This is a genomic window from Bacillus cereus group sp. BceL291 (genome assembly GCF_051776705.1).
GTDB lineage: Bacteria > Bacillota > Bacilli > Bacillales > Bacillaceae_G > Bacillus_A > Bacillus_A cereus.
In genome coordinates, this window is sequence record NZ_JBPWAP010000031.1 from 42,253 (window position 1) to 60,876 (window position 18,624).

Consider the following 18,624-nt stretch of genomic DNA (forward strand, 5'->3'; position numbering starts at 1 on the left):
CTTCCTAACTTTTAAATTTCACTTGTTAAAATAAGGAGAAAATTTATATCCGATTGCAAATTCTGTATATTGATCGGAGCATTCTTTATAAGCTGATAAATCTATTTGCTCGCTAGGAGGTTCAATATTAATAGTAAGCCCCCTGTTTTTTAAATCTTCTATATCCCATACCTCCACTTCAAAGGCAATATCCATAATAGGGGTACTATTATCCATTTCTTGTTTTTCTAGCATTTTCACTTGAATACTCATAGTTACGTTTTTATCTAATTCACCCTTATTAGGATTAAGTTCATATATTTTTTCAGTGTATTGGACTTGATTCTCCTGATAATTTTTTTGAGAATCTAAAAGGAATTTTTCAGCATGATAATAGATTACTCGGAAGATCCGCACTCCTAATGACATGTTTTCCCATAATAACTTTGAGTGTAGTAATAATTCTTTATGACTTCCATGTCTAGAACGGATTGCATCCAAACATACTTTATATATTTTTACTTTTGATAGATTTATATTTTCTAGCTTAGATTCTCCAAATTCTCGGAAAGTTGTTCCTTCCATTTCGTATATATCAAAGAACATAGATGCATAAAAAATAAGTTCATCTAGGTTTAGATTCTTATCAAACAAACTTTCAACAAACATAAGAACAAGTTCTATTTTCTCTAAAGATAAATTTGTTAAAATATATTTCTCTTCAGTGTAGTCCTTGTTATAAATACGAATTCCCTTGTATGTATTTCCATATAGCCTTTTACTTTTTAAAAATTTTTGTACAATAGGTAAAAAAGGATTGTACTTCTCCATTGCCTTATGAAATAGATCTTCTATTTCTCCAAAAAATAGAGGGTGCTTATCTTTCAAATAATTATATAAATCCCCTTCTATTCTTCTTACCTTTGAAATATCCTCTTCAGTGTATTCCAGTACATTTCTTTCCTCTTCATTTAATTGTGTTTTAAAAAACACCTGACGGATAATAGAAGGGTTTATATGTGCCCCTTGCTGTAACTGAATTACAAAGTTATCGTATTCATGAATACTCATTGTTATTGCTTGTTCAGGATTTTCAAAAAAAACACTGGTATATTTCATTTATTTATTCTCCTTTATGCTTTAATTTCTGTACTATACAAGGATTTGTTTATTCTTTAATCCGATTCTAAATACATTCATATTCTTAACATCAATATCATGAAGTAATAAAAAAGCTTCAAAATTTTCGTTAGGAAAAGAAACAATAATTTCAACGTCCGGCAAGTGTTTTAAAGCTGGTATAATCTTTTTAATATCTTTGACTTTCACATCTTTATTTACATCACAAAACAATTGATACACATTAAAATTATCATTTTCATTTTTGATGATAATGTAACAGTTTCCATTTCTATAACCTTTTACTAAGATTTCAGATTGAATAACTTTTATTTTAATACCCCCTTTAGAAATCTCTATACAGCGTATTTTTTTATTGCTTCTTCTATTGTTTTAGCATCTTTTTCTTCTGAATAATCTATATAAGCTGGTATTACCTCACCAATATTTAATACCATTAAATCAAACCTTTGCCCTGTATTTTCGTTATAAAAGCAATGGGAATAATAGATAGGGATCTCATACAGCATCCAACCCTTTATATCAAACCCTTTCTCTTGGATATAAGTAATACAGTTATGAAAACGAATTAATGAATCATCCTCATGATTCTTTTTATTGAAGTAACTCCCCTCTTCAATTTCTTCAAAATGAGAAATATATTCTTCTATTTTTATCTTTATATAGATATTCAAGCTATTTTTCAGTAATTCTTTTGCAAATTCTATCTTTTCCATATAGGATACCCCTTATGATTTAATAGTTTCCTTGCTCTGGCTCAAAGTCGAATGCTCTACCGATAAATTATGGAATCGTTGGAATACTTCTCTCATAATATCTATATCTTCTTGTTCTACTTCCAATTCATCATCAAGCGACAAAATTTCTCCAGTTTCTAACCATCCCTTATACATTGATACAAACGTATCTATCGTTTCTTGTATCTTTTCTTTTTTTAACTTGTCCCATAAATCCCCATCAATTTGACTTATAAAGTCATCTAAATAAATTGCTTCTGTTTCCTTATATTGAGCAACAAGCACTTCCTTTAATTTTTCTAATTCATTTTGTGATAATTCATCAGGATTGAAATTACATTTTAACCAATAATATCCTTTAGGGATGTATTGTACAAAATTTAAAATATCCTCTTGTTTTGAAAAATCAAATTCTAGAAAACCTGTTCCTTTACAAGTAGGACACTTTTCCTCCCCTATTTCAAATAATAAAGATCTGTAAGCCCCTGTACAATTTTGACATTTACAATTCATTTTCATAGTTTTCCTCCTAATTTTTATACATTAAAATTAAAACTTTCGAATCGAGAGATTTAACAAGTAAATCTCTATCTTCCAAAGTTCTAACTTACTTACTGATACATAAATTGAATGGCTAATACACCGATACGGTTTATCTTATTTTTTTCATCCCAATAAATATTTACATCAGCGTATTTCCCATTAAAATCTTTCTTTATTAATTTATCAATTTCGCTGTAATCATTCGATTTCGTTTCGTAAATTGCTGTATATACTATATCTACTCCACATCGTACATCTTCAGGTATTTTCTTATTTGCATCTTCCCAAAGTTCCAATTGATATATTTCCTGTTTAACTTCTTCTACTGATTTTTCCTTTTTTGTCATAGCTTCTAATTGTTGATCAAAATACTCTTTTTTCACACCATCATAACGGTTAAATACACCTAATTTTTTTCTTAAATCGTTATTTGTTCCCGCTTTTTCTGGTGGGGCTATATAAAATTTACTTTGAGTTTGCTTTGTGGATTCTTTTGATGCTGTATTATGATTTACAAACCAATACACCGAAGCGCCCATTACTATTAAGGCCATACATATATAAATAAGTAATTTACGTTTCATATCCTAACCGTCCCCCTATTCCTTATTAAAGAAGCTTAATGGATTAAGGACTTGTCCATTCATTCTAGTTTCAAGATGCAAGTGTGCCCCTGTACTATCTCCTGTCGATCCTACATGTCCAATAATCTGACCAGCTATTACTTTTGCATCTTTTGATACAGTAATAGAATTTAAATGTGCATATCTAGTTTCAAAACCATTCCCATGATCCAAAATAACTAGGTTTCCATATCCACCCATAGTACCAGCAAATGTCACAGTTCCATCTTTTACAGCCCCTACAGGTTGATTCATAATATTAGGCGCTGATATATCAACTCCGTTATGTTTTTCTACCTTTCCTGTGATTGGGTGAACTCGTTCAGGGTTAAAATTAGAAGTTACATTTTGAGTAAATGACAATGGAAATACTAACCCTTTTTCATTTGCGGTAACGTTTTGTAATTGCCCTAGATTTTGATTTATTGGATTAGGAGTCTTTACTTTATAGGTGTAGGAAGCAACCCTTCTAACAACCCGATCCTCTTTACTTAAAAAATATTTTTTTGTAGTAGTTTCAATTATCGCTACTAGGGTAGGGTTTTGAAATGTATCTTGAAACTTCAAGGTATTTGCTTTATATTTCACTGGAAATTTGGAGTTAGATTGATCAAGTACTTGGAATTCAAGAATTTTATAATCTGTCCCTTCTTGGAATCCAGTGTTATCTTTTAAACTTTCTTTAAATGTTTGCTTTGCTTTTATAGGGTCAAACACTAGCTTCCCATTTGCAAGTTCATCCTTTTTCAATTCTAAGCTTGCATCATGTACAGCTACCTCTAGATCCTCTTTTAAATACTTAGAGCTTTTTGCGTATGTGGCAATATTCATATTCAAAGTTAATCCCATAACAGCCATTAATACGATAAATAAAGTTCTGATAAGATCTCCCACAATATCACTCTTCCTTATGTAGTCCCTGTATATTCGCTTCTAACAGTTCTCTTAATCTTATAGGGCTTAGAATTATCAATCTTAAATAAATCAATAACTGTTAATGGGGGTTGGGGAATTTCAAACTCAATATAAATTTTTCCCCCTCTAGTGGTTACTGTTTCAGTTCCCTTAATTTTTATTTGATCCGCTTTATAATGATGGATATTTACAAGATAGTCCTTCATTTCTTTATATAAAGCTGAATCATATTTCCCTTGTAAACTTGCTTTTTTTTGAGTCTCATATATAGCTAAATTAATAGTTTCATCGACTTGGGATGCATTGAGAAATAAAGCTGGTTGAAAAATTGACCAAAGGATTAATGGCATCAATAATACATATGAAAGAACTTGATTCATACGCACACCCCTTTCGTATTTTAATTATTTACTATTAAAAGATTGCTTGGTAAAAGTTATTTGTATACTTTTCTAGTAAGTTCTTATACTCTTGTTCTTCTTTTTCTGTAACTTCACCACCCTCACCATAAATCTTGGAATACAACATTTTCTCCCTCTTTTCTTCCTCTTCAGATGGGAAAATGTTACCTTCCGCAAGTTCAATGAATTCTATTAAATTCTCAATTTCTTTTTCATTTAAAGATTGTTCTAGATCAGCGCAAATACAGAAGTAAGCTAAATTCCAATGTTCTACTTTCAATTGAATTCCACAGATCGGCAAATAATTAAAAATCTCTAGTAAATACATTCTTTCCTTTGTATTTAAATTGTTTTTTCCTTTTTTAATATGTTGTTTAAGGTTACGCACTACCTTTGCTTTGACAACATATCCTGTATCTTCATAGCCTGTAGAAAGTTCTTCTAAATCAGCCATACCAGACTGATTTCTATATTCGATTACTTGTTCAGCAATTGTCATAGGGATAGCTAATGCGCACACATTTTGTCTTTCCACTTTAAACATATACATCACACCTTCTTAACTCTTATTATTCTCAAAATAATGTTCTCGATAAAATGTTCTCAAAAATAATGCTCTCGATAAAATGATAATCCATTGAATATTCAATGGATTATCATAAAAGTTTGCTAAATACTTATTTTTTAATTTGTAGGTATTAAGGCGCTACTTTAGTAGAAGTAATTTGTTTCTGTACTTCTCCACCTTTAGTTTGAACAGAAGGTGTTAATTGATTCCACACCACCGCACCAATTACTACAAGTGTTGCGGCGATTAATAATACTTTTGAAATGACTGAATCCATGATCTTTTTCTCCTTTACGATTTAAAATTTTTTAATTTTTATTTTACTTTTGTTCCATCAATCTGAGTTTGAATTTGTGATCCTTTGCCTTCAATTGAAGGCGTTAATTGATTCCACACCACCGCACCAATTACTACGAGTGTTGCGGCGATTAATAATACTTTCGAAATGACTGAATCCATGCACATTCACCTCCTTTAAATATGACTTTTTCCTAAAATATCACTAAACATGGCAAAGATATAAAGAACTAACCATGATATGATTAACAAACTTGTTGTAGTAAAAAACCCAAACATAACTGTTTTACTTTTTCCGCTTTGTTGCATTTGTGCTTCATAGTAGGAAAAAGCAAATACGCTAGATTCAGCATTAATTGTTTCTAATGCTTGATCCTTTGAAGTTTGATCCATTTTAAAAATAATATCTCCTAATGCTTTTGTTCCTTCTCCACCAATATCTTCATGAAAAACGTCTTTAGCCTTTTCAGGATCAGACTTCCATAATGAAAGAAATCTAGCAATTGTACCGTCAATATGTTCAAACATCGGTAGAGAATCCCTAATAATTCCATATATATTAACTTCTTGCGAAGGATTTAATGAATATAAATCAGCTTTTAAAACATCAAATAATGTAAACACTTCTGTCATTTTCTTTTGATATTTTAATGCTATTAAATAATTAATTATCATCGAGATAATTGAGTATTTAAAAATTGGCTCTGTAGCTAGATATATACCCCAAACCAAAAGTAGGCTCATTACGGAAAATTCTCCTAGCGTTACATATGGAATAGCTAGATAATAGATTGCTAAAAAAAGTAACACTACAATTCTTGTAATTTGATAATGAGAAGCCTTTATATACTTAATTTCTGCGGTTGATAATTTTTGCTGGAATTTTGATTTATTATTAGCTAAAATGAACTTTTTCTTCTTTTGTTGGATACTTTGAGCAATTTTTGTTCTTTGTAATTTTCGTTCTTCAAGAGAAGTACATAGAGCATAAGTTTGATATGCTCCTGTTCCAAAGAATATGAGTACCAATAGATAGACAAACAAGCTTACCAATAAATCTACAGACACATCTTTTACACTCCCATCTATTTAGCAAATATGTTCAATATCTAAAATTAGAATTATACAATTTAGGTATTCAAGAATACTTTAAGGTTGTAATAGTTCCTATTTTAGATATCGGCTCTCGGCTTACTCATAACAAAAGCTGTAAGAACTGAAAAAATTGACATTACTAAACTAATCGTAAATAGTATTAGTGGCGTTTTCTGTTGGAAAACATACCAAAAATCTACTACACCTGAGATCCTATAAGCTAAAAAGACCATAAGAGGTAATAAGATCATTGGTGTATACCCTAAAATTACTGTTTCTAATTTTCTTGTTTTATCAGTTTGAATATCTTGTTTCCTTTTCTTTATATCTGCATTTAAATCCATTAAAGACATGGTGATATCACCACGATCTATATGTGCTTTTTTTAATAATTTTGCGAAACGTTTCGCAAAAGTTGAATTTATTGAATATGAAAATACATTTACCGCTCTTTCAAATTCTAAATTCCCTCTATCCTTTTGAAGTGATGATAATAGTTTCATATAGATATGCTTTAATTCTTTATTTTTTGTTTCTTTTACAGCATTTAGCATTGTATAGTATATATCTTTTGAGGTACTTTGATAATTTTGAAATAAAACATGATATTCAATTAAAAATGCATACTGTGTTTTTAATCGTAACATTGTTAGTCTATATCTAATTGCAACATACGGTAAAATCCCAAAAGTAATACCAATACCTAACGCAAATACAAGATCATGAATCAAAAGGTATAAAACTGTAACAGTTATTACGAAAATAAGCATTGATGCAAACAAGAAATTAAACACATTTACATTTTTACTATTTTTAGAAATACTAGAAAGTAGTAATTCTAGATGTTTAACAAATGGGTGTACTTCGTAATTCTTTTTTGCTGTTTGATGTACTTCTTCCCATCTTTTAATTTCTCGTCTATTTTTCCATCTTCTAAAGTTCTTTTCTAACTCACCTTGCAAGAATGGAGCGCCTAACAAAGCCCATAAACCATAAAAGAATAGGGAGTATCCAAGAATCTTAGAAATTGCTTCGATAAACAAAATCACGCTTATTCACCCCTAAAATATAATGTCTTCTTTTACAGCTGTAGTTATTGGACAACGGTTACTTTTTTCTTGTAGCAATTGAATAAATCTTTCAGCCTTTTTCCGATCTATAGATTTCATTTTCTTTATTAATGCCTCGGAAACTTCTGAATTGTATTCCCATCTTTCATCCAATTCATTATATTTCATTAAATAGTTGATCCAAGCTTTATCGCCTTTATAGTCGTAACAAATTTCATAAATACTCATTAATCTCTTTGCATTTTTTTCTTCATCATTTTTCATAATAATGCCAAGATCTAAATTTTTTGCTACTCGTCTAATTTCATTTTCTAGCTTTCTATTTGCGTATGCATCAACAATATGTTGTGCTAATTGTTCAGGCGTTCTAGACGGATCAGTAATATGATAGGTCATCATCATTCCAGTTGTCCCTCTCTCTGCCCCTTTCATAGCACCATCAGCTTCAATCCCACGTACCTCTTGAAAGATTACATAATCATGATCTGTTCTTAAAGCTGAATAAATTACATCTTCGATATTTCCATTAACGGTATAAAAGTCATATACGAGTCGATCAGGAAAATCTTTTTTTAGAAAACTTTCAGGACTTGTTTCAATACAAATTGCAATTTTTTCAGGACTTCTACTAGCATATATTGTTTTTAACATAGTAGATTTCCCTGATTCAACATGTCCAGCTATAATCATATTCAGATACAACTCTGATATGATTTCCATTAGTTCTACATCTTCGGAAGAGATTGTTTTTCTTCTCGCTTGTTCTTCAAAAGAGAAGTTACTAATTATAAATCTTCGAAAAACAATTACAGGAAATAAATCTGCTGGCGGACGAACAATATTAAGCCTTGTTCCATCCTTCATTTCAATTTCAGCCCTTGGATTTTCGTGATTGATTTTCAATCCTTTATGTCCTACTTCCAACGCACGAAATATCTCATAGATGTGTTGTTCGTCTCTTAATTCTTCTTCTTGCTTTACAAACTTACCATTAATTTTGAACCATATTTCTTTACCTATGATGGATGCTGATACTGATTCAGGATACTTTTTCCACTTATAAAACGCTCCGAATCCATAAATTTCATGGAATAGAGCTTGAGCAAGTGAATCAAAAAAGTCAGGATACTTTACATCTAGTAAATTCTGTTCCCTAAGACACTTTTCAATTTCTTTTGTTAAAATCTTTTCGGCTTCATGATCACCCAAAATTGCATTATGCTCTATTTCTTGCCTTTTTATCTTTTCATCGGAACTAATACCTCTGTCTTCATATATTTTTTCTATACTTTTTTTGACGATTTCTAGTACCTCTGAGAATTCATGCGCTTGCTTTACACTTTTGGCTTTTTCCACATTGTAACTAATAACGTCTGCGACTCCACTTTCCTGTAAATGGGAGTTTATATCAAATACTTTCGATGTTACTGTTGACATTTATTTTACCTCCTTCCTTTTTTTACAGGATACCAAAAAATTTCCTTCTTCTTGGCAATTGAAGTTCATCATTAAAAATTAAATCAACACTAGATGCGATTGACTTCGCAACAGCATTAATTGACTGTTTGTATCTGACATCTTCATAATCATATAGTACAGTTCGTTCAATCTCAGAAAGCATACCATTTTCACTTTTTTCTATTGTTGTTAATAATGGAATATCAATATCTTTATGAATATCTTTGGTAGTAGGCAAATGCGATAGGTCTTCAAACTGATTAATAATCATTAACAGATCATCTTTTTCATAACCTAGTGGATATAAAATATCACGATGAAATTGATTGAATTTTCTTATCGCCTTTGTTTGCTGGTTCATAATTAAAAATCGTAAATTACTTTCATTTAACGCTTGAACCATATTAGCATTATCAAAATGCGATCCAGCATCAACTAAGACTACATCAAATGTCTTTTTAGAGTGTTCAATTAAATAGTTAATTTCTTCTTTAGTAAATAATCTTTCCATTTTAGTATCACGATTACCACCTAATATATATAGGTTGGGATTAGCCATATAGAATTGTGACAAAAATTCCTGTTCAGAACTAATGGTTTTAGATGCTAACTTACTTTTAACCTGATCCATATAATTCCCTTTAAAATTCAGTTGATCAGTCCCACTATCCCATGCATTCAGTAATAAAACTCCTACTTTTGCATTTGTATATTGGCTTAACGCTTTTCCTACGCTTAAACATGTTGAAGTAGTACCAATGTTAGAAACTGAAGAGAAGAAAGCTATGATATTAGTTTTCTTTACTATTGCTAGATTAAGATTTTGCTCAATAAAATCAACAATTTGTTCTACTACTAATCTAGGTGGAATTAAATAAATATCCTTACTATTACAAATTGCTTTTACTGTACTTTCAAGTTGAGGTTTGTACTGATTCTCTAACATGTAAAATACTTTTTTATTTTCAAACTCTATAGTAGATAATTCACTATAAGGCAATACACGATCTGAAATTAATAAATATCCATCTTTACTAGCTTTTTCAACATTATTAATCTGTTGTACTGAAGTAAAAACTTTTCGTTCTTTAATTTTATTAATTAGCGCTTCATCGGAAGACATTACAAATAATTTCATATTTACATAACCCCTTTCTTGTTATCTTCCAAACTTATAGACAACATAAATTTTGTATCCTTGACTTGTATAATCTTTTAATTTATTCAACATTTTTTGATCAGCTATAACTTCAATATTAGATACTGATCCTGTAGCATTCTGCTGATCTTCTTGTGTTTCCGTTACCTCTTTATTTCCGTTATCTTTTACTGAAGCTACTCGGACATTCTGTAAAATCGGTTTGGCTAACCTCATAACTTCTACATCTGAGTCTTCATCAGTTTTTAATGGCTCTTTATCATTTTTCCCTTCATTTTCCTTAGAATCTTGAACAAGGGAACGAATTACAGCTTGATCTTTATCAGGCACAAGATAAAAGTCTGCAATGTATGTTTTTCGTAATGATCCCGGAACAGCAAACAACCAACTATCAGGAATCGGAGCAATAAATTCTCCCTTTTCCTCATTTGGAATTAGATTATATGTATCCACTAATTTGGAATAAATTTGAGTTCCTTTTTTAATATCAATTGAAGCATGTTTATTTAAAACAAGTTGTACATCTTCAGGTTTCAATGCATCATGCACAGCTATATCTTTTCTTACAGAAACTACTTTTATGTCATCTTTAGTAATTTCTGATTTGAATTTGATATCTTGCTTTGCAACAATTACATCAGTTGTATTAATTTTGTCTTTAAAAACTAGTTCATAAGATCCCACTGTACCAATTCCTAATACCATCATTGAAACAGGTAATAGTACCTTTAATTTCCTTTTCAACTTCATTTCTTCTTCCCCTTCTTAAAATATTTTAGGTATGAATCTAGACCTTTTCTTCACACCATTATTAGGTAATTCATAAAATTGACGAGGTAATATTTGTACTAGAACGGGTTTTAGCACTTTTTCGATTTTCATTTTATATTGCTCATTATCATATAAGAATTCAGTTTTCCACGTTAACTCTATTAAATCCTCATAAGGAATTGTCGGAAAAAGAACTAACGGTTTCTTATCTCCAAGAGATTCAAGCCATGTAGTAGTATCAATCTTTTTTGTATATTTCATATTTATAAATTGATAAGTTACTCCCTCTGTTTCCTCAATCTCATTTAGGAAATCAATAGCCCTTTTTTCTTCCCTTTGTACCTCAGCATCAATTCCACCGTTCTTAATGGTTGATAGCCAATCTATTTTGATTGGATCAGGCTCTATGCAAATATAAATATGATCAGCATGGTGTAATAAACTTTGTACTGTTGGATCATTCAAACGATTCGAAACATCTACAATAGTAATTGTCGAGTTGATCGAATAAACAAATTTCAGCATTTCTTCGTATCCAAATGACTCTATAGGCTCTAAACGTGAATCTATTACATACCAATCCACACCATGTTCATTCCATACAGCTCCATGCTTTTTAAATGATCTATTCATAAGAAGTTCTCTTGCTACATCTACATATTCCTGTTCCTTTTCTTGTTCTTTAACAGGAATAGCCAAGTAATCAAAGGTGTAAGGTTTTAGAACTGGATACTCAACATAAGATACCTTTAATCCTCGTCCAGCTATTGCTTTAGCTAAATTATGTGCAAATGTTGTAGAACCAGCCCCAGACCACATAGAGCCTACTACAATTAGTTGATTAGGAATAGATGTATAAGATGTTTTAAATACTTCTTTTTCTACAACCTTTTCTTGATAAATTATCTTTTCCTTTTTTTCAACAGGTGGTTTAGTAGCTATTACACTTGCATTCACTTCTTTGATTTGTAAAGGATCTTCTTCACTGGGTTGTAGGGAAAAGAAGTTTAATATTTGTTCAATAACTAGTTCAAAATCGGATTCAAAAACAGTAAATTCAATGTCATTTCTGTTTAAAAAATCACATATAGATTTTGAATCAATCACTTTTGAATCTACAACAATATAATCTACCTTCCAAAATTCAACTACATCCTCTACATCAGTTACCGTCTGTACATTCTTTTGATATATTTCAACCTCCTTTCCATATTCATGATTCTCTAAAATTGCGACTAATCTCTCAAAAGCAAAATTGGACTTCATCGAGATCGCTAATTTCATAATTCCACCTACTCTTTTGTGTATTTTATTCACAAAATTTATAACAAAAGCCCTTTCTAAAAAAAGGACTATGTTTATTTAATCAACGTTCTTTCATCACAAGAAAATTGTACCATCTTGTGTTTAATTAAACAACAATTTTTGTGTATTTTTTAAACAAAAATGTTTAAATATCCGAATTAGAGCATATTTTAATATTAAAAAAGCTTACTATTACGATAGTAAGCCTTTCCATGATTCTTATAATAATTCTCTTAAACTACTTTTTTATCTCTCTAATTCTAGCTCTTCCTCTTTTTCTTTTTCCTTCGGCTTATCTTCCAGCCCTTTTAAAGAATTTAATTCATTTTGCGCTTGTTTTTCACTAGAATAAAATTCTGTAACTCTTTCAACGCCATTATATTTGTCTAACTTCCCTACATACCAACCGTCCTTAGAATTTATTACTTTTAAATCCTCGCTTTTTTCTTTTTCGGTAACATAAACATTATTAGTAATTTCTTCTCTTAATCCATTGTTTCTTGGTAGATTTTTAGTTTTATTAAATGCATAATCAACTAATTCATCCATAGTTTGAATTTCTTTATTTTTTAATAAAGTCCAGCCGATTACATTCCCACTATTTTCTGAAAGGAGTATTTCTTTTTGGCTACCATAGGATAAATATTGCCCTACATGAAAATTGGTATCTATTTTAATATCATTTAGCCTTTTATCTATATCACTTCTAATATCTTGAACTTTTTCTTCAAGATTTTCATTTAATTGTTCTTTCATATATTGCTTTAAGACGGTTTCTTTGTGTAAAGATTGAGAGATTGCTATTCTCAACAATTGATTTTGTGCATCTTTTCTATTTGTATATTCCTTAGATACAATGTCTGTTCCACCCATGCTTGCAACAGCATACTTACCCTCAGATATCTTGTGTACTTCCAGCAAGGATTCAACATGCTTAAATTGAGATGCTTCTACTAGTTTATTATTAGTAATTTCTTTATTTAATAAATGGTAATCTCCTTGTTTATGAACTTCGGATAATGGAATAATCATATTTTTATTGGTTCTCAAATAGAATTTATCATTTTTAGGTGAATGCTCTAATCTAGCTGATAGAATAATATTGTTTTGTTTGTTAAGTAATTCAAATTGATTAGTATTTAGATTTTCTTTATTACTTAGTTTTAATCCTAAATCTTTTTCAAAGAACTCTACAGCTTCATAATATTGTTTATCGTTATTTTGATAGAAATCTAGAATTTTGTCTTTTTGTAGTTCATCAAGAGTAGAAATTATATCTCTCGAAACCTCCTGAATCTCACGAATTGCATTTTTAGCTAAGTTTAGATCTTTCGCCCATGTAGCTATATATCCTAAAGAAAAATCATCCCTTTCTAGTCCATAATTACTAGAAACTACATAAGCAACACTTTCCGCTTGTGCTTCCTTATGTCCCCTCGAAAGGTCTTTCATTTCACTTTCTTTATGATGTAACTTCGCATGTGCATATTCATGTAGTAAAGTAGCAAATTTGTCATTTGCATTTTTATTTTCGTTTGTACTTATTACAATTTCATTTGTGTTCCTGTTATAATATCCCCCAACTCCTTGATCAGTAACACTCTCCTTAATATCATATGGAGTTGTTTCCTTCACATGTTTAAAGAAGTCTTTATATAAATTATCCATTGATTGGTTATCTGACAAACTATTTTTAATAAAATCACGCACTTTAGGAATTTCTTTACCTACAGTTTGGGAAACATCAAACACACTTACCATTTTATAACCAACGGTTCTTTCTACAGTTTCAGTTTGAACTTTACCATTCTTATCTAGAATAGGCTCTTTTGTTACAGGATCTACTTTTTCAACTTTTATTTTTTGCTTTTGTGGAGCAAGGATACGGATACTTTTCTCATATTGTTTCGGACTTCTCCCAATCTTCTTCCAATCATTAAAGCCTTGCACCATAGTAGCATGTGGCTTTTGAGCAATAATTAATATTGTATTATTAGTTGAATAACCTTTAAATTGCGACATTACTTTTAGTAAATGCTGAAAACGATCATTTTTAAAAATTTCTTCAAGGCCTTTTTCTAATTTTTTATTGGTATCTTCAACTGTTATAAAGTTTTGCATCCTTCTCACACTCTTTTCACATATACTGGTTTAAAGAATTCTTTATCAAATTTATTAATGCTTACATAACCATCAAGCACATAATCATTAATATCCTCATTCAAATGAATTATTTCTTCATAATCAAAATGTTGTTCCCCTTGTTTCTCATAAATTGATTTATCTGTCCCTAAAATCTCATGTTTTTCTAACATCTTTAGCCCTCCTATTTACATTGAAATTCAAATAAAACTTTCCCATCATTAAAAACAAGTACACTAGCAAATTCTTTTTTGCCTTTAAAACCTTTTATCTTACTAGTTTTCCCTTTTTCACATAAGGATTTTATCAGTGTCTTTGTAAGTTTCTTTCCTGATTTCTCTTTAGGAAATGTTTGCTTACACCCTTCTTTATAATTGGTACAACCATAAAATTTTTCTTTCTCTACAATATGTCCCTTTTTACAAGTAGGACAAAGGGCTAAATAATCCTGAGAAGCTATTTGTTCTACCTGTTCCGACATATCCATTTCCTCTAGTTGTTTTTTCGTCGTTGTAACTAAATGTTGTACAAACCGTTCTGTATTGGCAATAAAGTTTTCTTTTGTGCCTTCATTTTTTCCTATTCTCTTTAAATACTTTTCCCAACCCGCTGTTAATTTTGGATTAGCTAACATTGTCCCTTCCACTAAATCACATAAAATTGCTCCTTTTTTAGTAACATACGTCCGGTTATTTTTAATTTCTATATACTCTTGTTTTTTTAAATTTTCAATGATATTACCCCTTGTACTTTCTTGACCTAATCCTTCTGTCTCTTTCAAAGCATTTTTTTCTTCTTGATCTAATTTGTCTAACACTTTACTTCCACCACAGGTTTTCATGAGTATAATAAGCTCACCTTCAGTGTATCTTTTAGGAACTTTTGTCTTCCCTTCTTTTGTTTTCAAAACAACCGCACAATTATCACCACGATTAAGTTTGGGTAAACTTCCCCTTTCATCCTCTTCTTTACTATCTTCATGATCTGTAGTGAATAAGACTTTCCATCCCTTACTCACTTCCACCTTCCCTACTTTTTCAAACTTTAAATTTTGAAGGTTCAAATCAATTTTCGTTTCCTCATAAATATAAGGATGATGGAACATTCCTAGTACGCTATGAACAATTTCAAAATAGATATTTTTTTGCTTGTCCGTTAATTGATTTATTTGTTTTTCTGTTGGGATTTTTTCAGTCAGTACAATAGCATAATGCTCCTGTACTTTTTTATTATTTACATATCTAGAATTGGGTTCTAATGAATATGGTTCAAAATCTACACCAGCAATTTTTTGATATTCTTTTAAATGTTCTTTCAAATACTCAAACTCGTTTTCTGTAATATATGGCGTATCTGTTCTTGGATACGTAACTAGGGTTAACGGTTTATCATACAACGATTGAACCGTTTCTAAAACTTCCTTAGGGCTATATTTGTATTTTTTATTTATTAGAGCCTGTAAGCTCGATAAAGAATGTAATTTCGGTGAAGATACCTTTTTCACTTCCGTTTTCACTTCTTCTACAATCGCTGTATTTTTCGAATGCAAAGATATGTTATGCTCTTTTAGTTTTTCTTTTAACAGGTACTCAGAATCAAATTTTTCTTTGTATTTGGCACAAAAACTTTGATTATCTTTTTCAAAATACCCCTCTATTTCATAGAAAGAAGTAGGTTTAAAATTGGTAATTTCCTTTTCACGCTCATAAATTAAATTTAACGTTGGTGTTTGAACCCTTCCAACTGTAAACGTGCCTTTAATCCCTTTTTTTTGAAGCAATCCACTATATAAACGTGTGCCATTTAGTCCGACTAACCAATCTGAAACTTGTCTCGCCTGTGCTTCATGGTAATAGCTCACAAATTGATTAGCATCTTTTAAATTTTCGAATCCTTTTCTAACTTCTTTTTCAACTAAACTATTAATCCATAATCTTCTTAAAGGCTTCTCTCCGCCTCCTGTCAAGCGAATTATACTATAGGCAATGTTTTCCCCTTCTCGATCCGCATCGGTCGCTATAACCACATCTGAAGCGTCTTTCATTAGTTTTTTAATAGTATTGAACTGTTCTACCTTATTATTTGATACCTTAAACTTAAATTCTGAAGGAATAATTGGAAGATCTTTTAAATTCCAATATTTTAATTTTTCATCGTAATCTACAGGATCATAAAGTGTTACTAAATGACCGATAGCCCACGTTAAAATTGCTGAATTTGGAAATAAAGGACAAGCTGGAATTTCTATATATCCTTTCTTTCTTTTGGTATTCACGAATACCTCTTCGTAGGCTTCAGCTTGATTTTGTTTCTCCGCTAAGATTAATGTGTATCCCATTTGTAAATCAATCTCCTTTTATTCTATATAGTTTATTTCCTTTATTTTCACCTGTTCGTTTTGTTTATAAGTTGACACAAACAACAGAAGCAACAATTAACCAAAATGGAAGAACTAAAATTAACGCATTTATGCAACCTTCAATAAAAGCAAATGGTTTCTCTTTAATCTTTATAACTTGTTCCACTACTATTTCCCCCTCATAAAATCATCTTTCCCCTCACCCTATACCCACATTGCAATAATTAAGGCAATTAGGGTATTTTAGGTATTTTTAAAAGCTATTTCTTATTGGACTAAAAAGTTTAACTCTTCATCAATATCTTTTTCAATGTCTTTTATGTCCTGTGAAAGTAACTTTTCAATATCATCAATATTGTTAGCCAATTCAACGTTCTTGGCTATTTCAGTTTTATTGTCCTCCATACTTTGCATACCCTGTTTAATTTTTATAACGGATTCGATGCTTTCACTTGAAAAATCAGCATTTTCCATAATCGTTTCAAGTTCTACACTATAATCTACATATTCCCGTTCTTCTTCAAAAAGTGTCATATTAATAGACTCAATCTTTTCTCTCGGTAGATATTCGTTTAATGTAAATTTACCATCCAAGTAATCTCTAGCCAATTTTTCTATCGACTGAGGTGTATTTATATCATCATTCAAATTATCAGCTTCATTTTCCTCATGAATATTCAACTCAACTTCTTCTTTTTTATCCATTTGTGGTTCAGGCTCTTGAACGATCTTCTCCTTTTGCAAATTAACTTTCACATCTTTTTCCAACTCATTATCAGTTAGTTCCTCAACTTTCTTATCATTATGATTAAATAGCGAACGATATCTTTCTCTATATTCATCATAATTTTTCAAGAAATCTTTATAGATAACAAATTGCCATGCCTTTTTCAATTTCAAAGGGTAATATCCAGAAATAAACACATAACAATCTTGCTTATCTATGTTTATTAATTCTCCTTCAGTAATTAAAGGTCGTTTTACATATTGTTCTTGTACTGATCTAGAACTTGTAGACTTCCCACTAAACATACCCGAAGGACCACTTAATGATTCAGATGTCATGCGAACCGTAGTCTCACCAGCTAAATTAGAGTAATATTTAGCTGTCTCAGGATCTTTGGTTCTTAAAAAGAGCGTAAAGTCATGGTTATTAATAATAGTTCTTGCTATTTCCTTTCCATATAAATTTTCTAATTGTGCATTATCTTGAATAATTGTAATCATACTCATGCCTAACCCACGACAAGTAGATAAAACCCTATGATACTTCTCTATCTTTCCGATATTCGCAAATTCATCTAACAAGAAGGTGGATGGAATAGGTAATTCAGAGTGATTACGATCAGCAATGTCATAAAATACACTTATCAATTGATCAAAAAAAGTTGCTGTTAGTGGTGTGAACGGATTTTCATCCATACGAATTTTTATATACAATATACTTTTCTCTTTTTGAAATTCGTTAAAATTAAAATCACTATGCATAGTCATTTTTGCAACCTTTTGTATTGAAAATATAGCTGTTTGTTGCGCAAAAGATGATAATATACTTGATCTTGTTTTACCTTCAGCAATGCTGGCATCTTTCAATAAATTGTATGCTGGGTGATCCTCTCCTATTTCGTCACACAATTCCCTCAAATAATTTTCATTATCTGATAAACGATAAAATTCCCTCTTAACATCTTTTGGTATATTCGCATTAGGCTTTTCATTCTTACAATAGATAATTAATCCAGCTAGTAAATCTTTAGCCGTATTAAAGAAGTAATCCTCTTTATCATCTTTCTTAGAGTTTTTTGATATTGTTTTAGCTAGTTGTAATGCATCTTGATCATCTTTTACATAATCAAGCGGATTATATGCATTAGACTCAAAATTAATAAAATCAATTTGGTATACTTTGTAACCCTGATCTTCTTTTATTTTACGAGTCATTTCATGTAATTGTGCGTGATAGGTAAAGCTTTGATATCATCTCCACCTTTTCCCCCACCTAACACCGTACGTGACAGTTTCCCGTCATACGGCGTCCCATCATTTTCAGCTAATTGATATA

Annotated in this window: 19 protein-coding genes and 1 pseudogene; all 20 read right to left on the minus strand. The window is 30.5% G+C overall.

The window, feature by feature from the left end; translation table 11 throughout:
• Positions 1 to 18: 18 nt before the first annotated feature.
• The gene (locus tag ACS2CR_RS19500; protein ID WP_437261340.1) at positions 19 to 1,098 is read right to left on the minus strand and encodes a hypothetical protein; all 1,080 of its coding nucleotides are present in this window, start codon (positions 1,096 to 1,098) and stop codon (positions 19 to 21) included.
• Positions 1,099 to 1,454: 356 nt separating this feature from the next.
• Complete coding sequence (locus ACS2CR_RS19505; RefSeq protein ID WP_437261341.1) at positions 1,455 to 1,835, minus strand: hypothetical protein; 381 nt, start codon at positions 1,833 to 1,835, stop codon at positions 1,455 to 1,457.
• Positions 1,836 to 1,847: 12 nt separating this feature from the next.
• Positions 1,848 to 2,375, minus strand: a complete 528-nt coding sequence (locus ACS2CR_RS19510) for a hypothetical protein (protein WP_437261342.1) — start codon at positions 2,373 to 2,375, stop codon at positions 1,848 to 1,850.
• A gap of 92 nt (positions 2,376 to 2,467) precedes the next feature.
• Positions 2,468 to 2,983 (minus strand): hypothetical protein, encoded by a 516-nt coding sequence (locus tag ACS2CR_RS19515; RefSeq protein WP_437261343.1) that lies wholly within the window; start codon positions 2,981 to 2,983, stop codon positions 2,468 to 2,470.
• 15 nt (positions 2,984 to 2,998) lie between these two features.
• Positions 2,999 to 3,916, minus strand: coding sequence for a M23 family metallopeptidase (locus ACS2CR_RS19520; RefSeq protein ID WP_000502628.1), 918 nt, complete (start codon positions 3,914 to 3,916; stop codon positions 2,999 to 3,001).
• 14 nt (positions 3,917 to 3,930) lie between these two features.
• Complete coding sequence (locus ACS2CR_RS19525; protein ID WP_437261344.1) at positions 3,931 to 4,317, minus strand: hypothetical protein; 387 nt, start codon at positions 4,315 to 4,317, stop codon at positions 3,931 to 3,933.
• A 34-nt stretch (positions 4,318 to 4,351) separates the two neighbouring features.
• Complete coding sequence (locus ACS2CR_RS19530; RefSeq protein ID WP_000477383.1) at positions 4,352 to 4,882, minus strand: hypothetical protein; 531 nt, start codon at positions 4,880 to 4,882, stop codon at positions 4,352 to 4,354.
• A gap of 154 nt (positions 4,883 to 5,036) precedes the next feature.
• Positions 5,037 to 5,183 carry a hypothetical protein gene (locus ACS2CR_RS19535; RefSeq protein ID WP_000378690.1) on the minus strand — a complete coding sequence of 49 codons (147 nt, stop codon included), beginning with the start codon at positions 5,181 to 5,183 and terminating at the stop codon, positions 5,037 to 5,039.
• 38 nt (positions 5,184 to 5,221) lie between these two features.
• Positions 5,222 to 5,365 carry a hypothetical protein gene (locus ACS2CR_RS19540; RefSeq protein WP_000378686.1) on the minus strand — a complete coding sequence of 48 codons (144 nt, stop codon included), beginning with the start codon at positions 5,363 to 5,365 and terminating at the stop codon, positions 5,222 to 5,224.
• A 15-nt stretch (positions 5,366 to 5,380) separates the two neighbouring features.
• Positions 5,381 to 6,271 (minus strand): hypothetical protein, encoded by an 891-nt coding sequence (locus ACS2CR_RS19545; RefSeq protein ID WP_097939051.1) that lies wholly within the window; start codon positions 6,269 to 6,271, stop codon positions 5,381 to 5,383.
• Between the two features lie 104 nt (positions 6,272 to 6,375).
• On the minus strand, positions 6,376 to 7,347 hold the full coding sequence (locus ACS2CR_RS19550) for a hypothetical protein (protein ID WP_097939053.1): 972 nt from the start codon (positions 7,345 to 7,347) through the stop codon (positions 6,376 to 6,378).
• Positions 7,348 to 7,359: 12 nt separating this feature from the next.
• Positions 7,360 to 8,805 (minus strand): ATPase, T2SS/T4P/T4SS family, encoded by a 1,446-nt coding sequence (locus ACS2CR_RS19555; RefSeq protein WP_097939055.1) that lies wholly within the window; start codon positions 8,803 to 8,805, stop codon positions 7,360 to 7,362.
• Between the two features lie 22 nt (positions 8,806 to 8,827).
• Positions 8,828 to 9,964 (minus strand): hypothetical protein, encoded by a 1,137-nt coding sequence (locus tag ACS2CR_RS19560; protein ID WP_097939057.1) that lies wholly within the window; start codon positions 9,962 to 9,964, stop codon positions 8,828 to 8,830.
• Between the two features lie 21 nt (positions 9,965 to 9,985).
• The gene (locus ACS2CR_RS19565) at positions 9,986 to 10,735 is read right to left on the minus strand and encodes an SAF domain-containing protein (RefSeq protein ID WP_000769513.1); all 750 of its coding nucleotides are present in this window, start codon (positions 10,733 to 10,735) and stop codon (positions 9,986 to 9,988) included.
• Positions 10,736 to 10,750: 15 nt separating this feature from the next.
• Complete coding sequence (locus ACS2CR_RS19570; protein WP_438906076.1) at positions 10,751 to 12,040, minus strand: hypothetical protein; 1,290 nt, start codon at positions 12,038 to 12,040, stop codon at positions 10,751 to 10,753.
• 267 nt (positions 12,041 to 12,307) lie between these two features.
• Positions 12,308 to 14,182 (minus strand): ArdC family protein, encoded by a 1,875-nt coding sequence (locus ACS2CR_RS19575; RefSeq protein WP_437261345.1) that lies wholly within the window; start codon positions 14,180 to 14,182, stop codon positions 12,308 to 12,310.
• A gap of 5 nt (positions 14,183 to 14,187) precedes the next feature.
• On the minus strand, positions 14,188 to 14,376 hold the full coding sequence (locus ACS2CR_RS19580) for a hypothetical protein (protein ID WP_000890312.1): 189 nt from the start codon (positions 14,374 to 14,376) through the stop codon (positions 14,188 to 14,190).
• Positions 14,377 to 14,387: 11 nt separating this feature from the next.
• Positions 14,388 to 16,541 (minus strand): DNA topoisomerase III, encoded by a 2,154-nt coding sequence (gene topB / locus ACS2CR_RS19585; RefSeq protein ID WP_437261346.1) that lies wholly within the window; start codon positions 16,539 to 16,541, stop codon positions 14,388 to 14,390.
• A gap of 64 nt (positions 16,542 to 16,605) precedes the next feature.
• Positions 16,606 to 16,728 carry a hypothetical protein gene (locus ACS2CR_RS19590; protein ID WP_437261347.1) on the minus strand — a complete coding sequence of 41 codons (123 nt, stop codon included), beginning with the start codon at positions 16,726 to 16,728 and terminating at the stop codon, positions 16,606 to 16,608.
• A gap of 101 nt (positions 16,729 to 16,829) precedes the next feature.
• A pseudogene (locus ACS2CR_RS19595) lies at positions 16,830 to 18,515 on the minus strand (VirD4-like conjugal transfer protein, CD1115 family); the annotation flags it as partial.
• Positions 18,516 to 18,624 lie beyond the last annotated feature (109 nt).